The 16,767-nt window shown below is 71.6% G+C and carries 15 protein-coding genes; 10 read left to right on the top strand and 5 right to left on the bottom strand.

Annotated elements, in window-relative coordinates:
* Positions 1 to 2 precede the first annotated feature (2 nt).
* Together ACFW6B_RS04590 and ACFW6B_RS04585 are read right to left on the bottom strand one after the other, a co-directional pair.
* Entirely contained in the window at positions 3 to 2,993 is a 2,991-nt protein-coding gene (locus tag ACFW6B_RS04590; protein WP_386591939.1) for a tetratricopeptide repeat protein, read from the bottom strand.
* Positions 2,990 to 4,828, bottom strand: coding sequence for an HSP90 family protein (locus ACFW6B_RS04585; protein ID WP_386591937.1), 1,839 nt, complete (start codon positions 4,826 to 4,828; stop codon positions 2,990 to 2,992). The genes ACFW6B_RS04590 and ACFW6B_RS04585 overlap by 4 nt, the downstream gene beginning before the upstream one ends.
* A 167-nt stretch (positions 4,829 to 4,995) precedes the next feature.
* Between ACFW6B_RS04585 and recG the strand changes: the two genes are divergently transcribed.
* A complete protein-coding gene (gene recG / locus ACFW6B_RS04580; RefSeq protein ID WP_386591935.1) occupies positions 4,996 to 7,212 on the top strand; it encodes an ATP-dependent DNA helicase RecG in 2,217 nt (738 codons plus the stop codon).
* Positions 7,213 to 7,369: 157 nt separating this feature from the next.
* Here the strand turns inward: recG and ACFW6B_RS04575 are convergent, their stop codons facing one another.
* Positions 7,370 to 8,566, bottom strand: a complete 1,197-nt coding sequence (locus tag ACFW6B_RS04575; protein ID WP_386591933.1) for an RNA-guided endonuclease InsQ/TnpB family protein — start codon at positions 8,564 to 8,566, stop codon at positions 7,370 to 7,372.
* Positions 8,567 to 8,681: 115 nt separating this feature from the next.
* On the opposite strand from ACFW6B_RS04575, the gene rsmD reads away from it, so the two are divergent.
* The 7 genes from rsmD to mutM all read left to right on the top strand — a co-directional run bounded on the left by rsmD (position 8,682) and on the right by mutM (position 13,885).
* Complete coding sequence (gene rsmD / locus ACFW6B_RS04570) at positions 8,682 to 9,269, top strand: 16S rRNA (guanine(966)-N(2))-methyltransferase RsmD (protein ID WP_386591931.1); 588 nt, start codon at positions 8,682 to 8,684, stop codon at positions 9,267 to 9,269.
* Positions 9,266 to 9,775, top strand: a complete 510-nt coding sequence (gene coaD / locus ACFW6B_RS04565) for a pantetheine-phosphate adenylyltransferase (protein ID WP_386591929.1) — start codon at positions 9,266 to 9,268, stop codon at positions 9,773 to 9,775. Before rsmD ends, coaD begins: the two co-directional genes overlap by 4 nt.
* A gap of 99 nt (positions 9,776 to 9,874) precedes the next feature.
* Positions 9,875 to 10,951, top strand: coding sequence for a cell division initiation protein (locus ACFW6B_RS04560; RefSeq protein ID WP_386591927.1), 1,077 nt, complete (start codon positions 9,875 to 9,877; stop codon positions 10,949 to 10,951).
* A gap of 174 nt (positions 10,952 to 11,125) precedes the next feature.
* On the top strand, positions 11,126 to 11,770 hold the full coding sequence (locus ACFW6B_RS04555; protein ID WP_386591925.1) for a YceD family protein: 645 nt from the start codon (positions 11,126 to 11,128) through the stop codon (positions 11,768 to 11,770).
* 2 nt (positions 11,771 to 11,772) lie between these two features.
* Positions 11,773 to 11,946 (top strand): 50S ribosomal protein L32, encoded by a 174-nt coding sequence (rpmF, locus tag ACFW6B_RS04550; RefSeq protein ID WP_028802425.1) that lies wholly within the window; start codon positions 11,773 to 11,775, stop codon positions 11,944 to 11,946.
* 19 nt (positions 11,947 to 11,965) lie between these two features.
* Positions 11,966 to 12,820, top strand: a complete 855-nt coding sequence (gene rnc / locus ACFW6B_RS04545; protein WP_386591922.1) for a ribonuclease III — start codon at positions 11,966 to 11,968, stop codon at positions 12,818 to 12,820.
* 204 nt (positions 12,821 to 13,024) lie between these two features.
* Positions 13,025 to 13,885 (top strand): bifunctional DNA-formamidopyrimidine glycosylase/DNA-(apurinic or apyrimidinic site) lyase, encoded by an 861-nt coding sequence (gene mutM, locus ACFW6B_RS04540; protein ID WP_386591919.1) that lies wholly within the window; start codon positions 13,025 to 13,027, stop codon positions 13,883 to 13,885.
* A gap of 30 nt (positions 13,886 to 13,915) precedes the next feature.
* On the opposite strand, the gene ACFW6B_RS04535 is transcribed toward mutM, so the two are convergent.
* Entirely contained in the window at positions 13,916 to 14,362 is a 447-nt protein-coding gene (locus tag ACFW6B_RS04535) for a winged helix-turn-helix transcriptional regulator (RefSeq protein WP_386591917.1), read from the bottom strand.
* A gap of 152 nt (positions 14,363 to 14,514) precedes the next feature.
* The gene (locus ACFW6B_RS04530) at positions 14,515 to 15,543 is read right to left on the bottom strand and encodes a CAP domain-containing protein (protein WP_386591915.1); all 1,029 of its coding nucleotides are present in this window, start codon (positions 15,541 to 15,543) and stop codon (positions 14,515 to 14,517) included.
* A gap of 153 nt (positions 15,544 to 15,696) precedes the next feature.
* On the opposite strand from ACFW6B_RS04530, the gene ACFW6B_RS04525 reads away from it, so the two are divergent.
* Together ACFW6B_RS04525 and ACFW6B_RS04520 are read left to right on the top strand one after the other, a co-directional pair.
* The gene (locus tag ACFW6B_RS04525; RefSeq protein WP_386591912.1) at positions 15,697 to 15,978 is read left to right on the top strand and encodes an acylphosphatase; all 282 of its coding nucleotides are present in this window, start codon (positions 15,697 to 15,699) and stop codon (positions 15,976 to 15,978) included.
* A gap of 381 nt (positions 15,979 to 16,359) precedes the next feature.
* On the top strand, positions 16,360 to 16,563 hold the full coding sequence (locus ACFW6B_RS04520) for a hypothetical protein (protein WP_028802434.1): 204 nt from the start codon (positions 16,360 to 16,362) through the stop codon (positions 16,561 to 16,563).
* Positions 16,564 to 16,767 lie beyond the last annotated feature (204 nt).

Raw genomic sequence — 16,767 nt, 5'->3', positions numbered from 1 at the left:
CACTAGCCCGCCTCCTCCACGAGTTCGAGGATCCTCTCGGCCCCGGCCCGCCGGGCCCCGGCGGTCTCCCCGTCCAGCCGGTCGCACACGGCGAGGACCGAGCGCGCGCGTGCCGAGGCGGTCCCGTGCCGTCCCAGGTCGGCCTCCAGCAGGCCGGCCGCCAGTTCGGCGCCCGTCCGGGCACCGAGCAGGGGGTCGCCGAGGGAGGCGAACACGGTGATCGCCCGGACCACGTGTCCGAGGGCCTCCTCGAACACCTCCCGCACGACGGCCTCTTCCGCGTCGTCCGCCACGGAGCGGGCCAGCAGGTCCCCGAACTGACGGTGGGTGTGCCCGAGTTCGGCGACGACACGGCGCCCCGCGTCCGCCTCCTCGTCCACAGGGCCGGCTCCGGTGCCGGCCCCCGCCGCCCCGCACTCCTCGACCGCCTCCGCCATCAGCCTCCGCGCCTCGTCGAGTCCTCCGTCCCGCCGGGCCGCGCCCCACGCGCGTGCCCGCAGCGCGCGGACGGCCCCGGGGACGTCGCCCAGCTCGCGCCACAGGTCGCACGCGCGCGCGTACGCCTGATCGGCCCGGTCGGTCATCCCGGCGTGCCCGAGGGCCTCGGCCGCGAGGTTCGCGAGCATCGCGTGGTCGCGCTGCTCGGGCCAGTGCCGGGCGACGTCGGCGGCGCGCAGCCAGTGCCCGGCGGCCTCGCGGTGCTCGCCGAGCTCGGTGAGGCAGTCGCCGAGCCACCAGCGCGTCTGCACGATCGCGCCCTCGCCGTGCGTCTCGGCGGTCAGGTCGGGCAGCGCCGACTCCAGGATCTCGGCGGCCTCCGCCCACCGCCCCAGGCGGAGCAGGAAACCACCGAGGTGGTGGCGTGCCCAGGCCCCGAACGTGGCGGCCTCGCCCGCCTCGTCGGCCCAGTGCGCGGCCTCCAGGGCGTGCTCCGCGGCGAGGCCGGTCCGCCCGGTGGCGTCGAGCGCGTCGGCCAGCTGGAGGTGGAGCTGGGCGTGCCCGGCCGGCTCCAGGTGGGAGCCCCCGTGTTCCAGCGCGGCCCGTGTCGCCCGTTCGGCCTCCTCCATGTCGCCGAGATGCGTCGCGATCCCGGCGAGCCGGGAGTCGTACTCGACGGCGAACCACGGCAGCCCCGCCGCGACGTACCCGTCCACGGCGTGCCGCAGCAGTGCGGCGGCCCCTTCGGCGTCGTCGGCGCGCGCGGCGAGCTCCCCGAGCATCGCGTACGCCTCGGCGGCCCGTGACGCGAGTCCCACGTCGTCCCCGGCGTGCGGCCCGGCGAGGGCCAGCAGCTCCCGCGCGGCCTCCTCGGCGGCGACCGTGACATCGCCCTCGGAGCCGGTGTCGGCGAGCGGCCGCCCGTTCACCGCGGCCGTCTCCAGCTCGTCCACCCGGTGCATCAGCGTCCGGGCCCGGCTCACCAGGACGGACGCCGTCTGCGAGGCCTGCGTCCCGCCCTCCGAGAAGAGGGCGAGCACCTGCGCGCGCAGCTCCGCGACGGCCTCCAGGGCCTCCACGGACCCGCCCGACAGGGCCTGGACGTACGCGGCGCGGGAACGGGCCGCCAGCGCCTCACCGGGGTCGCCCGCCTCGCCGTACAGCACGGCGGCCTGGAGGAAGGGCGCGGCGCCCCGCGGCCCGAGGCCCATCGCCGCGTGATCGGCGATCTCCGCGCGGTCGCGGAGCGTGAGTTCGTGGCCCTCGGCGGCGCGCGAGACCGCGGCCCACGCCTCGACCGCGTCCGGGTCCCGCAGCGCCGAGAGCCGCCGGGCCTCGGCGAGCAGCGCGTCCAGGCCCGGTTCGGCGGCGGCCCCGTCCACCGTCCGCCCCGGGGGCGCGGGCACCGGCACCGACGGCCGGGACGCCGCGCGCGCCGGGGCCGCGGAGCGGACGCCCAGCGGCAGCCGGGCGACCAGCACCGGCTGGTCCATGCGCGCGAGGGTCCGCTCACCGATGTACGACGTGCCGTTGCGGTCGTCGAACCGCGCGGCCAGCGCGAGCGCCTCCCCGCGCGCGTGGGCGGCGAGTTCCGCCGCCGTCCACGCGCGCCCGGCGGGCCCGGGAACCGGCTGTCCGCCGAGCCCGAGCGCGGTCAGCCGGTCCGTCGTGAGCGCCACGACCGACAGGAAGTCCAGCTTGCTGCGCGGGTCCCCGGAGTCCGTGAAGTAGGCCGGACGCTCCGCGAGCAGTTCCAGGGCGCGCGCCTCGTTGCCGGTCAGGGCGCAGAACTCCACGTGGTCCGCGTACGCGCCCCGCATGCTCTCCATGGCCCGCACCAGCCGGAAGCCCCGCAGATGGTGGGCGCGCGCCTCCTCGACGCGCCCGAGGCGCAGCAGCGGCAGCAGGGAGGAGGCGAGGACGGTGTGCGGCTCGTGGGCGCAGGCGTACTCGCCCCGGAGCACCGGCTCCCACAGCTCCAGCGCCTCCCCGTCCGCGCCGCGCACCGCGCGCCACCAGCCCTGTCCGTGCAGCTCGCACGCGTGGCAGTCGGCCATCGCGTCACGGTCCGCCGCCAGCCAGGCGCCGTACGCCCGCTCGGCGCGCTCCAGATCGCCCAGATGGGCGGCGACGCTGAACTCGGCGCTGCGCACGGCCCGTTCGGAATGACCGGCGAGACGGTAGCGCCGCTCCATCTCGCCGAGCCACTTCTCTATGGAGGCGAGCGGGACGTGCGGCTGGTCGAGCATGCCCGACGACATCCACTTGAAGACCCAGTGCAGTGAGTGGATCTCGAACTCGTCGAAGTCCTCGGGGTGTTCGTCCCACATGCGCAGCAGGCGCGCGAAGGGGACGAACATCTTGTCCTTCTCGGAGCTGTAGTTGTAGACCTTGAGCTGGTGCCCGAGCGCCTCGATGACGGCGAGCGGGACGTCCAGCCCCTCGGCCTCCACGAGCAGTTGCTCCGCGCGCGCGTTGCGGCCGGGCCCCTCGGGCTGCTCGTAGTTGTCCGCCATCGCCCGGCGCAGCGTGTCGAAGTCCATGGCCGGGGTCATCGGCGGTCGTCCTTCCCGGGGTCGGTGTGGGTGGCCCATTCCAGGAGGCCGATGAAGGCGCGGTTCAGGAGCGCCGAGTCCGCGGGGCGCAGCGGGCGCTGGGCCATCAGCAGGGCCTGCCCGTACAGGGACTCCGTGGCGGTTCCTATGAGGTCCGGATCGCCGAGCGAACTGATCCTGCGGATCAGCGGGTTGAGGTGGTTGAGGACCAGACGCGCGCGGGGGGCGCTGCCGCGCAGCGAGCCGAGGATGCCCGCCCACAGGTCGTCGGCCTGCTCCTCGGCCTCCGCCCGGGCCTGTTCGTGGCGGGCCGCCCGGTCGTCCAGGTGCAGGGCGGGCACCGACAGGGGGTGGAAGGCGCGCAGCACCACGTCGCAGTTCAGCGGGTCGAGCCGGGCCCGCGCGGCGGCGAGGAAGCCGGCCAGCGCCAGTTCCTCGGCCGGGTCGACGGTGTCCAGGTGGGCCGTCACGGTGTCCGCGTCCAGCTCCGAGACGGCCGTGCCCGGGCGCACGGCGGGCAGGGCCTCGATCAGCTCGCTGTCGTACGTGTAGCCGCCGTTGACGACCCCGACACCCTGCGCGGAGGCGATCGGCGCGACCTGCCGGTACTCCTCCACGGTCCGGGTGAAGTGCACCACCGGGTGGCGCTGCGCGAACTCCTCCAGGGACAGCCGTCCGTCGGTCGTCTCGAAGGGCAGCCACGGCAGCATCGTGCGCAGCATCTCCGCGTCGTGCCGCGCCAGCGACTTCACGCCCAGGTGGTGCACGGACAGGAAGGCGGCCAGCCGTTCCGGATCACCCGCCGCGAGCCCCGTCAGCCAGGACCGGATGCGCTCGCCCAGCGCCTCCCGTACGGCGGCCAGGGTCTCGTCCTCGTACAGCGACTCGCGGGACGCGGTGGGCCGCAGGCTGTCCGTGTCGAGGACGCAGCGCACGAAGAACGCCCAGTCGGGCAGGAGCTGCTCGGCCCGCTCGGTGAGCAGCATGCCCTTCAGGTGCACGCGGTGGCTCGCGCGCTGGGCGGGACTGACCGCCGTCGGCAGCACGTAGGCCACCCCGCGGATCCCGGCGAGCGGCACGTCCAGGCCGATCGAGTCCAGCGGGGTGAACCCGAACAGCTCCCGGCAGTGCCGGGCCAGGGCGACCCGCCGGGCGGAGGGGCTCGGGTGGGGCCGGTCCCACGGCGCGGGCAGGTCCGCGACCGCCTCGTCGCCGACCCGTACGTCGTACGGCAGCAGCGCCCCGAAGTCGCGCGCCAGCGCCAGGACCCGTTCCCGGCTCAGCCACTCGCCGGCCCCGGCCCGCGCCACCAGGTGGACGGTGGTGCCCGGCTCGGGGCGCGCCTCGTGCGGCAGGGTGCGCACCGTGTACGAGCCGTCGTCGGCCGCGGTCCACTCGACCGGCGCCGCGTCGGGCGTCCGGGCGCTGCGGCTGACCACCCGGATCCGCTCGGCGACGACGAAACACGCCAGCAGTCCGATGCCGAACTGCCCGAGGAAGTCCGAACGCGCCGACTCCAGGCCGTCGTTCCGCTTGGAGCTGCGGCCGATGGTCGCCAGCAGACTGTGCACGTCGGACTCGGTGAGCCCGACACCGGAGTCCTCCACCCGCAGCGTCCCGCCCTCCGCGTGCAGCCGCACCGTGGCCGGGGCGTCCGGCTCCTCGGCGTGCCGCGCGGTGATCGCGTCGACGGCGTTCTGCAGCAGCTCGCGCAGGTAGACCTTGGGGCTGGAGTAGAGGTGGTGGGAGAGGAGGTCGACCAGACCGCGCAGGTCGACCTGGAACGTATGAGGTGACGGGGATGCCTGGGACGGCTGTGAGGTCTGGGAGTCCATCGTCGCTGCGCCGGTCGGTGGGGGGGACGGGCGACGGCGCGGGGTCGGGCGGTCCCGGGGGAGGTGACCGCGAAGAGGGCCGGAGCGCGCCATCCTAGGCCCGGAACCAGCCGTCTGACCAGCGGATTTCCAGGACGTATACGGCATTGTCAGTGTCGTGGTGTGCAATGGATCTCGTGCCCGTGCTCGAAGAACCACTGAAGAAGGCGCTCGGTCCCGCCACCGCGAAGGTGATGGCCGAGCACCTCGGCCTGCACACGGTCGGCGACCTGCTGCACCACTACCCGCGCAGATACGAGGAGCGCGGACAGCTCACCCACCTCGCCGACCTGCCGATGGACGAGCACGTGACGGTGGTGGCCCAGGTCGCCGACGCCCGGCTGCACACCTTCGCCTCCTCCAAGGCGCCCCGCGGCAAGGGCCAGCGCCTGGAGGTGACCATCACGGACGGCAGCGGCCGGGTCCAGCTCGTCTTCTTCGGCAACGGCGTGCACAAGCCCCACAAGGACCTGCTGCCCGGCACCCGCGCGATGTTCTCCGGCAAGGTCTCCGTCTTCAACCGCCGCCTCCAGCTCGCCCACCCGGCCTACGAACTGCTGCGCGGCGAGGGCGACGAGGCGGCGGAGAGCGTCGACAGCTGGGCGGGCGCCCTCATCCCGATCTACCCGGCCACCGCCAAGCTGGAGTCCTGGAAGATCGCCAAGTCCGTGCAGACGGTGCTGCCGAGCGCGCAGGAGGCCGTCGATCCGCTCCCGGACCCGCTGCGGGACGGCCGCGGTCTCGTCACCCTCCCCGAGGCCCTCCTCAAGATCCACCGCCCGCACACCAAGGCGGACATCCACGACGCCCGCGCCCGTCTCAAGTGGGACGAGGCCTTCGTCCTCCAGGTCGCCCTGGCCCGCCGCCGCCACGCCGACGGCCAGCTCCCGGCCGTCGCCCGCACCCCCGCCCCCGACGGCCTGCTGACCGCCTTCGACGCCAGACTGCCCTTCACCCTCACCGAGGGCCAGCAGAAGGTCTCCAAGGAGATCTTCGACGACCTCGCCACCGAACACCCGATGCACCGGCTGCTCCAGGGAGAGGTGGGGTCGGGGAAGACGCTGGTGGCCCTGCGCGCCATGCTCGCCGTCGTCGATGCGGGCGGGCAGGCCGCGATGCTCGCGCCCACCGAGGTGCTCGCCCAGCAGCACCACCGGTCGGTCACCGAGATGATGGGCGAGCTGGCCGAGGGCGGCATGCTCGGCGGGGCCGAGCACGCGACGAAGGTCGTGCTGCTCACCGGCTCCATGGGCGCCGCCGCCCGCCGGCAGGCGCTGCTCGACCTCGTCACCGGCGAGGCCGGGATCGTGATCGGCACCCACGCCCTGATCGAGGACAAGGTGCAGTTCCACGATCTGGGCCTGGTCGTGGTCGACGAACAGCACCGCTTCGGCGTGGAACAGCGCGACGCCCTGCGCGGCAAGGGCAAGCAGCCCCCGCACCTCCTGGTCATGACCGCCACGCCCATCCCGCGCACGGTCGCGATGACGGTCTTCGGCGACCTGGAGACCTCCGTGCTCGACCAGCTCCCCGCCGGACGCTCCCCGATCGCCAGCCACGTCGTCCCGGCCGCGGACAAGCCGCACTTCCTCACGCGCGCGTGGGAGCGCGTGCGCGAGGAGGTGGAGAACGGCCATCAGGGGTACGTCGTCTGCCCCCGCATCGGTGACGAGGAGGACGACCCGAAGAAGGGCGCCCGGAAGAAGTCCCCCGAGGACGAGGCGGAGAAGCGTCCGCCGCTGGCCGTCCTGGACGTCGCCGACCAGCTCGCCAAGGGCCCCCTCCAGGGCCTTCGGGTCGAGGTCCTGCACGGCAGGATGCACCCGGACGACAAGGACGCCGTCATGCGCCGCTTCGCCGCCGGCGAGACGCACGTCCTGGTCGCCACGACCGTGATCGAGGTCGGGGTGAACGTACCGAACGCCACCGCCATGGTGATCATGGACGCCGACCGCTTCGGCGTCTCCCAGCTCCACCAGCTCCGCGGCCGTGTCGGCCGCGGCTCGGCGGCGGGGCTGTGCCTGCTGGTCTCCGAGATGCCGGAGGCGAGCCCGGCCCGCCAGCGGCTGAACGCGGTGGCCTCGACCCTGGACGGCTTCGAGCTCTCCCGCATCGACCTCGAACAGCGCCGCGAGGGCGACGTCCTCGGCCAGGCCCAGTCCGGCGTCCGCTCCTCGCTGCGCATGCTCGCCGTCATCGACGACGAGGAGATCATCGCGGAGGCCCGCGAGGAGGCCACCGCGGTCGTCGCCGCCGACCCGGACCTCACGGGCCTGCCCGGCCTGCGCGTCGCCCTGGACGCCCTGCTGGACGAGGAACGGGAGCAGTACCTGGACAAGGGCTGAGCGGCGGCGGGCGGTCGCCGGCTGAGAGACTGGGGGGAACCGACACACATCAGGCTGTGCCCAAGCCCGGCCCAGCGCCCGCGAGCCAGCCGCTCGCTGTCCCAGGCCAGCGCAAAGGACCCTCTTGACTTCCTCCCCTCCCAAAGAGAGGGGATTCCTACGGCTCGCGCCGTGGGGGTTCCTGCTTCGTCGCCGACCGCCCCGTCCGGGAGGACTCCCGTTGAGGTCTTACACCGGCTCCACAGGCAGACACCGCCAGTCCGGCGGCCAGCAGGTTCTTCGCGGCGTTCACGTCACGGTCGTGGACCGTTCCGCAGGCGCACGTCCACTCGCGGACGTCGAGCGGCATCTTCCCTCGGAGGGTGCCGCAGTGGGAGCACAGCCTGGACGAGGGGAAGAAGCGGTCCACGGAAATCACTTCCCGTCCGTACCAGGCGGCTTTGTACTCCAGCATGCTCCGGAACTCCGACCACGCCGCGTCCGAGATGGCGCGGGCAAGCTTCCGGTTCCTGACCAGGTTGCGGACACTCAGGTCCTCGATCACGAGCGTTTGGTTCTCACGCACGAGTCGGGTGGTCAGCTTGTGCAGGTGGTCACGGCGGCGGTCGGTGATCCGGGCATGGATGCGGGCGACCTTGCGCCGGGCCTTGGCCCGGTTGGCTCCGTCGCCCTTCGCTTTCTTCGCCAGGCTGCGCTGGGCGAGCGCGAGCCGGGCACGGTCGCGGCGCTCGTGCCTCGGGTTGGTGATCTTCTCGCCAGTGGACAGGGTCAGCAGGTGAGTCAGGCCGACGTCGATACCGACCGCCGTGCCGATCGCGGGGAGCGGCTTCACAGCCGGATCCTCGACCAGGAGCGACACGAACCAGCGGCCGGCCGAATCCTGCGACACGGTCACCGTCGACGGGGCCGCATCATCGGGCAGGGGCCGGGACCACACGATGTCCAGCGGCTCGGACATCCTGGCCAGGGTCAGCCTCCCGTCACGGAAACGGAACGCGCTGGTGGTGTACTCCGCGGACTTGCGGGACTTCTTCCGCGACTTGAAGCGGGGGTACTTCGCCCGCTTGGCAAAGAAGTTCGTGAACGCCACCTGCAAGTGCCGCAGGGCCTGCTGGAGCGGAACGCTGGACACCTCGTTGAGGAAGGCCAGCTCCTCGGACTTCTTCCAGAGCGTCAGCATTGCCGAGGTCTGGTTGTAGTTGACCCGCTCTTGCCGCACCCACGCCTCGGTACGGGCCGCGAGCGCCATGTTGTAGACCTTGCGCACACACCCGAACGTGCGCGACAGCTCAGCCGCCTGCGCATCCGTCGGACGGAAGCGGTATTTGAATGCCCGCTTCACATGGCTGGTCATGCTTCACAAATTATCACGGTAGCTTGTGAAGTGCCTGGCTTTCCCTGTCCTGCTCCATAGAAGATCCGTTTCCTCCCCAGGCCGGAGCCGGGGGTATCCATGAAGGAGAGCTTCGATGACCCGCGTGATCGCCGGCCGGGCCGGTGGACGCCGTCTGGCCGTCCCGCCGGGCACCGGCACCCGACCCACCTCCGACCGGGCGCGCGAGGGCCTCTTCTCCACCTGGCAGTCCCTGCTCGGCGGCCCGCTGGAGGGCGAGCGCGTGCTCGACCTGTACGCGGGTTCGGGCGCCGTCGGCCTGGAGGCGCTCAGCCGCGGTGCCGGCCACACCCTGCTCGTGGAGGCGGACGCCCGCGCGGCCGGGGTCATCCGCGACAACGTGAGGGCGCTGGGCCTGCCCGGCGCCGAGGTCAGAGCGGGCAAAACCGAGCAGATCGTCCGGACGGCGGCGCCCGGGGAGCCGTACGACCTGGTCTTCCTCGACCCGCCGTACGTCGTCGCGGACGACGATCTTCGGGAGATTCTGCTCACACTCCGCACCGGGGGCTGGCTCGCGGAGGATGCGCTCGTCACCGTGGAGCGCAGCACCAGAGGCGGTGAATTCGGCTGGCCCGAGGGTTTCGAGGCCCTCAGGGCCCGTCGCTACGGCGAGGGCACCTTTTGGTACGGTCGCGCCGCCTCTACGTGCGAAGACGCACGATGACCGGACCGGAGAGCGAGGGACCACTGTTGCGCCGCGCCGTCTGTCCGGGGTCATTCGACCCCATCACCAACGGACACCTCGACATCATCGCCCGCGCCTCCGCGCTGTACGACGTCGTGCACGTCGTGGTGATGATCAATCAGTCGAAGAAGGGCCTGTTCACGGTCGACGAGCGGATCGAGCTGATCCGCGAGGTGACGGCCGAGTTCGGCAACGTCCAGGTCGAGGCCTATCACGGCCTCCTCGTCGACTACTGCAAGCAGCGGGACATCCCGGCCATCGTCAAGGGCCTGCGCGCGGTCAGCGACTTCGACTACGAACTCCAGATGGCCCAGATGAACAACGGCCTCTCGGGCGTCGAGACCCTGTTCATCCCGACCAGCCCCACCTACAGCTTCCTCTCCTCCTCGCTGGTGAAGGAAGTCGCGAACTGGGGCGGCGACATCTCCCACCTGGTGCCGCCGGTGGTCCTGGAGGCCCTCACGGAGCGCCTGCGCGAGGGCTGAGCGACTGACAGTCCGTCACCCGGTGTCGGACGGTGCCGACGTGGTCGTACAGTCGTCCCGTCCGTCTCCATCACAGCTGTAGAGAGTGGCGAGCACACGGTGGACGTGCAGAAGAAGCTCGATGAGATCGTCGCGGTGGTCAGCGGTGCCCGCTCCATGCCCATGTCGGCGTCGTGCGTGGTCAACCGCGCCGAACTGCTCTCGATGCTGGAAGAGGTGCGCGAGGCGCTGCCCGGCTCCCTCGCCCAGGCGCAGGAGCTGATCGGCGGCCGCGAGGAGATGGTCGAGCGGGCCCGGCAGGAGGCCGAGCGGATCATCGAGACCGCGCACGCCGAGCGCGGTTCGCTGATCTCCGACACCGAGGTCGCCCGCCGCTCGCAGAACGAGGCGGACCGCATCCTGGGCGAGTCCCGCAAGGAGGCCGAGGAGATCCGCGCGGAGGCCGACGACTACGTCGACTCCCAGCTCGCCAACTTCGAGGTCGTCCTCACCAAGACCATCGGTTCCGTCGGCCGCGGCCGCGAGAAGCTCCTCGGCACCGGCCCGGGCCTCGACGAGGACGGCTACGAGGACGAGGACGCCCCCGAGCGCAGCTACGACCCGGAGACCCTGCGCCGCAACGCCGACGCGTACGTCGACGCCAAGCTCGGCGCCTTCGAGGCCGTCCTCGCCAAGACCCTGGACGCCGTCGGCCGCGGCCGGGAGAAGCTCCAGGGCCGTACCGCCACCGACGACCTCGGCGCGCTCGCGGCCTTCGGGGAGGACGGGACGCCGGGCGCGCACACCAGCGACGCCGACTACCTGGCCGGCCTCGCGGAGCTCGCCGACGAACCCGGGCAGGCCCCCCGGGCCCCGGAGCCGGCCGCCCAGCCGTCCTACGACCGGCAGGAGCAGGAGGCGTACGGCTACCAGCAGCAGGCCGACCCGTACGGCTACCAGCAGCAGTACGCCCAGCAGCAGGACGCGTACGGCTACCAGCAGGCCGACCCGTACGCCGCCTACCAGCAGCAGGGCTACGACCAGCAGGGCTACGACCAGGGCGGGCAGGTCTACGGACAGCAGGCCCACGGCATGGACCAGCAGGACCATCCCCTCGACGAGGTCAGCCTCTTCGACACCAGCATGATCAGCGCGGAGCAGCTCAGGGCGTACGAGCAGGGGCGCGGCGGGCACTGACCGCCCGGTCAGGAGGGGTGCGCTCCGCCCGCCGGGGCGCGGGCGCGCACCGGATTGGGCCGAGAGCGAAAGGTCCAGTATCCTGGCTCTTCGGTCGCGCGTACGTCCGCGATCAGCGCTGCCCGAGGGACACCGAGGGCGGCGTCCCCAAGAGTTCGAAGATCGAAAGCAGGAATGGCTCTGAACGCCCGCCTCGACCACCGCAATCCTCTCGTGTTCGACACACACGAGCTGGGGCGGCGTCCTGGCGCGCTGCAGCGCCTGACCCGCACGATCGACGCTCCCAGGGATCTCGGGATCCAGGGTGTCATCGGAGTGCCGGAAGGCGCCCCGGTGGAGCTCGAACTCCGTCTGGAGTCGGTCATGGAAGGGGTGCTTGTCACAGGCACCGCCCGTGCATCGGCCGAAGGGGAGTGCGTAAGGTGTCTGGAGCCGCTTGAGCAGGTGCTCGAAGCGGACTTCCAGGAGATGTTCTCGTACCCTGACGCCGATGACCGGGGCCGCCCCAAGGCGGAGCCGGTCGACGACGCCGAGGACGACGAGGAGACTCTCTTCCTCGAGGACGGCTTGTTCGACCTCGAACCCTTGCTGCGGGATGCGGTGGTGCTCGCACTGCCGATGCAGCCGGTGTGCCAGGACGACTGCCCGGGTCTGTGTTCCGAATGCGGAGCCCGGCTCGCGGACGACCCGGACCACCACCATGACGCCGTCGACATCCGTTGGGCGGCACTGCAGGGACTCGCCGGTTCACTCGAAGATGGCGAGAAGGACGAGTTGAGCGGCGCCGAGCCTGGCGTCGACGAGAAGCAGGAGAAGTAGCCGTGGCTGTTCCGAAGCGGAAGATGTCGCGCAGCAACACGCGCCACCGCCGGTCGCAGTGGAAGGCTGCGGTCCCCACCCTGGTTGCGTGCGAGCGCTGCCACGAGCCCAAGCAGCAGCACATCGCGTGCCCTGCCTGTGGCACCTACAACAAGCGCCAGGTCCTCGAGGTCTGAGCGGCTGGTGAGAGGTCTGATGTCTGACGCCAAGGCGGATTCAAACGCCAAGAAAAAGGCGGACAACACAGCCTCGTCCCACACGCTTCTGGAAGGGCGGCTCGGCTACAAGCTCGAGTCCGCCCTTCTGGTGCGTGCGCTGACCCACCGTTCCTACGCGTACGAGAACGGCGGTCTGCCGACCAACGAACGCCTGGAGTTCCTCGGGGACTCCGTGCTGGGCCTCGTGGTCACGGACACGCTGTACCGCACCCACCCCGACCTGCCCGAGGGCCAGTTGGCCAAGCTGCGGGCCGCGGTGGTCAACTCTCGTGCGCTGGCGGAGGTGGGCCGCGGCCTCGAACTCGGCTCCTTCATCCGGCTCGGCCGGGGCGAGGAAGGCACGGGAGGCCGGGACAAGGCGTCCATCCTCGCCGACACCCTCGAAGCGGTGATCGGCGCCGTCTATCTCGACCAGGGGCTGGAAGCGGCGGGCGAACTCGTCCACCGGCTCTTCGACCCGCTGATCGAGAAGTCCTCGAACCTCGGTGCCGGCCTGGACTGGAAGACCAGTCTCCAGGAGCTCACCGCGACCGAGGGGCTCGGGGTTCCCGAGTACCTGGTCACGGAGACCGGCCCGGACCACGAGAAGGTCTTCACTGCTGCCGCCCGCGTCGGAGGCGTCTCGTACGGCACCGGCACCGGCCGCAGCAAGAAGGAGGCGGAGCAGCAGGCCGCGGAATCCGCGTGGCGTGCCATCCACTCCGCCGCGGACGAACGGGCGAAGTCGGCCCAGGCCGCCGAGCAGGCGGTCCGTGCCGCCCACCAGGCGGCCCAGAACGGCGAGGAGACCGCCGACGCCTCCTCGACGCCCACCGACACGGCCACGGCCTGAATCCTTCATCCACCGCACGTGCCGCGATGTCCGCGGCACCGTGCGGAACCGCACCACCGGACCCCGTCACGGCGCACACGCCGCGGCGGGGTCCGCGCGTTGCCGTTGCCGCTGCTGCCGCCGTTGCCGCTCGGCGACGGTCGTCGGCGGGTGCGATGTACCCTTCCGGCATCACCGGCCCAGCCCGCCCCCTGGAGGACCTCCGTGCCCGAGCTGCCCGAAGTCGAAGTCGTGCGGCGGGGTCTGGAGCGCTGGGTCACCGGGCGGGTCGTGCGGTCGGTGGAGGTCCGGCATCCGCGGGCCGTGCGGCGGCATCTGGCGGGGCCCGACGGCTTCGCGAAGGCGCTCGCCGGACACCGCGTGGGCGAGGCCATGCGCCGCGGCAAGTACCTGTGGCTGCCGCTGGAGGACTCCCCGTACTCCGTGCTCGCGCACCTCGGCATGAGCGGTCAGCTCCTCGTGCAGCCGGAGGAGGCGGCCGAGGAGAAGCACCTGCGCATCCGCGTCCGCTTCGAGGACGAGCGGGGCACCGAGCTGCGCTTCGTCGACCAGCGCACCTTCGGCGGCCTGTCACTGCACGAGAACACCGCGGACGGCCTCCCCGACGTCATCGCGCACATCGCCCGCGACCCGCTCGACCCCCTCTTCGACGACGCCGCGTTCCACACCGCGCTGCGCGCCCGCCGTACGACCCTCAAGCGCGCCCTGCTCGACCAGTCGCTGATCAGCGGCGTCGGGAACATCTACGCGGACGAGGCCCTGTGGCGCTCGAAGCTGCACTACGAACGTCCCACGGGAACCATGACCCGGCCGCGCACCGCGGAACTCCTCGGTCACGTCCGCGAGGTCATGAACGACGCCCTCGCCGCCGGAGGCACCAGCTTCGACAGCCTGTACGTCAACGTCAACGGCGAGTCCGGCTACTTCGACCGCTCGCTCGACGCGTACGGGCGCGAGGGCGAACCCTGCCGGCGCTGCGGGACACCGATGCGCAGACGCGCCTGGATGAACCGCTCCAGCTACTTCTGCCCCCGCTGCCAGCGCCCGCCCCGCCCGGCGGCCTGACCCCCGGCACCCCGGGCCCCGCGGTACGCCCTATGCGTCCTGCCGGGCCCCGCGGGCCTCGTCGTAGCGCCCGCGGGCCTCCAGGACGTCGTCCATGCGCCCTTCGACGAAGCCGATGAGGGCGAGCAGGCGCTCGGCGACCTCGCGGCCCAGGGGGGTGAGGGTGTAGTCGACGCGCGGCGGGTTCGTGGGCCGCGCGTCCCGGTGCACCAGACCGTCGCGCTCCAGCGCGTGCAGGGTCTGCGAGAGCATCTTCTCGCTGACGCCGTCCACCCGGCGGCGCAGCTCGTTGAACCGGAACGTGCCGTCGTGCAGCGCTCCGAGCGTGAGGGAGCCCCAGCGGCCGGTGACGTGCTCCAGGGTGCCCCGGGACGGACAGCCGCGGGCGAACACGTCGTACGCGAGGTCCTTGCCGCCGGAGCTCACGGCGCCCTCGCCGCTCCCGGCGCGCTCCGTGATCGGCGCGGACGATTCCATACCGCCAGCATACTCAGCCACAGCGCCCTCCGGCAGGTTGCGCTAACTCACGGTTAGCTCCCCGTACGGGCGCCCGGCCGGGCCCGGCCCGGCCCCGGAAACGCCGCATGGCCGACCCCCCGAGCGGGTCGGCCATGCGATGCGCGGCTGTCTCAGTAGCCGAAGTCCTGCGTCCACCAGGGACCGCCCTCGGCGAAGTGGACTCCGACGCCGAGGGTCTTGAAGTCGCAGTTCAGTATGTTGGCCTTGTGGCCGGGGCTGTTCATCCAGGCTTCCATCACGGCCGCCGCGTCGGCCTGGCCGCGGGCTATGTTCTCGCCGCCGAGGCTGGTTATCCCGGCCTTCGCCGCACGGTCCCAGGGGCTGAGCCCGGTCGGGTCGGTGTGGTCGAAGAAGTCCCGGGCCGCCATGTCCTCGCTGAAGACCTGGGCCAGGTCCGTCAGGGCGCTGTTCGCGGCCACCGGGCTGCAGCCGACCTTGGCGCGCTCGTCGTTGACGAGCTTGAGCACCTCGGCCTCGGCGGCGGCCACCGCGGACACGTCCGCCGGGGTCTTGGCGACCGGGGCCTTGGTCTCGTTCTTGGAGGGCGTGGAAGCCTCGGGAGCCTTGGGCTCCTTCGTCTTCTCCTCCTTGGCGGCCCCGTTGCCGTTGCCGTTGCCGTTGGCGTTGCCCTTGCCGTTGTTCTGCTTCTCCGACGGCTCGGTCGTGGCCGGAGCGGCCGACGGCGGCGCGGAGGCCGAGGGGGCGGAGGTCGAGGGAGTCTCGGCGCGGCCGGAGCCGCGGCTCGTCGACGTGTCCTCGCGGTCGTCCGCGCTGCCCGATGTGCCGCCCTGCTGGGTCGCCACGCTGGAGGGCTGGCTCGCCGCCTGGACGCTGTCGGAATTGGTGCTGCCACCGCCGAGCGCGTAGTTCTCGGCGCCGGGCACGACGCCGGCCGCGACGGCCACGGTACCGATGGCCATGGCCGCCGAGACGCCGAGCAGTCCGGTCTTGACCGGGCTCGGGCCCTTCCGCTTGCGGTGCGAGCGGGCGGCGGAGGCCGACGGGAGATCGGCGACGGCCGCGTAGCCGTACAGGTTCTCCGGGCCGTAACTCTCCGCGCTGATCCCGCTCGTTTCGGTGACTCCGGTGGCGCGCCCTGTGGCGGCGCGGCCGGCGTCGGAGCGTCGGTGGCGTCCCATCTCTTGGGCCTTCCTCGGTCTTGAGTCAGCGATCCTCACGCGAACCTCACCCTAAAGAGTGAGTTTCTAATGAGACTCATTGGGTCGGGACGGTACCGCATGGCGCAAGGGGAGGATGTGCTCCAGGAGACATTGTCCGGTTAGCGTGCAGCCATGAACGAGGTTTCACGACTGGTCGTCTGGGTCCGCGGGCGCGTCCAAGGTGTGGGTTTCCGCTGGTTTACCCGGGCCCGGGCCCTGGAGATCGGGGAGCTGAGTGGTTTTGCTCTCAATCTCGACGACGGACGCGTCCAGGTGGTCGCGGAGGGCCCCCGGGCCGGCTGCCAGAGCCTGCTCGACTGGCTCCAGGGGGACGACACGCCCGGTCGGGTGGACGGAGTCACTGAGATCTGGGACACGCCCCGGGGGGTCTACGACGGCTTCGCCATCCGCTGACGGGGACGTCCCCCACGGCCCCCGGGAGGTGGCGTGGAGTATGCCTCCGGCACCCGTCAGTAGTGGAAACCCCCTGGTGGTTGCCAAGAACGGCTCGAAGTGGCAGGCTCCCGAGATAACGATGATCCCGACGCCCTGAGGGCCCCACCGGAGTCGCAGCGCCGCCGCTTCAGAAGCCGCGCGACAGAGGGTTGCCCGCCGATGCAGGGCGTGATCGTGTTGACCGTCAAACTTTTTGGTGAGACGCTGAAAGCCCCGCGCACCTTAGCTGTTTGGCATGTGGAACGGCAGCAGGACATCAGCAGTGTCAAGCATCGCGGGTGCGATCCCTCACGACCCACACCGCTTCGGTCGGTCACTCAGTGTGGAGGACCATCCATCATGGCAAAGGCGCTTCTCGGTTACGTCGGCGGTTCCGACCCGCGGCTCATCGCCGAGATGCGACGGCTCCAGCAGCGCGTCCAGGACCTCGAATCCGAGCTCGTACGGATCCAGGCCGAGAACGACGCGCTCGCGGCTGCCGCTTCTCACGACTCGCTTCTCGAGAGCATCGACGTACCCCAGGCGGAGCCTGCGCTCACCTGATCACTGCACTGCACCATGACAGCAGTGGTTGGGCGGCCCGAATCAACCGCTACGTTGTCAGATTTGCAAGGGACGCCGTCCGGCGTCCCTTCTTTCTTTCTCCGAAGCTTTCCCCGAGCAACCTTCCCCCCTCTTTAACGTCTGGTCTGCCCTGCGCGTTCATGGGTGAAACCGCGTGTTCATGGAGTGAGACCGGCTCGAAAG

The organism is Streptomyces sp. NPDC058751, assembly GCF_042746485.1.
Lineage (GTDB): Bacteria > Actinomycetota > Actinomycetes > Streptomycetales > Streptomycetaceae > Streptomyces.
This window is presented reverse-complemented; position numbering and strand designations above follow the sequence as displayed.

Bases quoted from the DNA above. Each gene is read 5' to 3' on its own strand.
- rsmD (WP_386591931.1), top strand. From the start codon at position 8,682: ATGACCCGCGTGATCGCCGGCCGGGCCGGTGGACGCCGTCTGGCCGTC.
- ACFW6B_RS04585 (WP_386591937.1), bottom strand. From the start codon at position 4,828: ATGGACTCCCAGACCTCACAGCCGTCCCAGGCATCCCCGTCACCTCAT.
- ACFW6B_RS04530 (WP_386591915.1), bottom strand. From the start codon at position 15,543: ATGGGACGCCACCGACGCTCCGACGCCGGCCGCGCCGCCACAGGGCGC.
- ACFW6B_RS04555 (WP_386591925.1), top strand. From the start codon at position 11,126: ATGGCTCTGAACGCCCGCCTCGACCACCGCAATCCTCTCGTGTTCGAC.
- recG (WP_386591935.1), top strand. From the start codon at position 4,996: ATGGATCTCGTGCCCGTGCTCGAAGAACCACTGAAGAAGGCGCTCGGT.
- ACFW6B_RS04535 (WP_386591917.1), bottom strand. From the start codon at position 14,362: ATGGAATCGTCCGCGCCGATCACGGAGCGCGCCGGGAGCGGCGAGGGC.
- rnc (WP_386591922.1), top strand. From the start codon at position 11,966: ATGTCTGACGCCAAGGCGGATTCAAACGCCAAGAAAAAGGCGGACAAC.
- ACFW6B_RS04575 (WP_386591933.1), bottom strand. From the start codon at position 8,566: ATGACCAGCCATGTGAAGCGGGCATTCAAATACCGCTTCCGTCCGACG.
- ACFW6B_RS04520 (WP_028802434.1), top strand. From the start codon at position 16,360: ATGGCAAAGGCGCTTCTCGGTTACGTCGGCGGTTCCGACCCGCGGCTC.
- coaD (WP_386591929.1), top strand. From the start codon at position 9,266: ATGACCGGACCGGAGAGCGAGGGACCACTGTTGCGCCGCGCCGTCTGT.
- ACFW6B_RS04590 (WP_386591939.1), bottom strand. From the start codon at position 2,993: ATGACCCCGGCCATGGACTTCGACACGCTGCGCCGGGCGATGGCGGAC.
- ACFW6B_RS04525 (WP_386591912.1), top strand. From the start codon at position 15,697: ATGAACGAGGTTTCACGACTGGTCGTCTGGGTCCGCGGGCGCGTCCAA.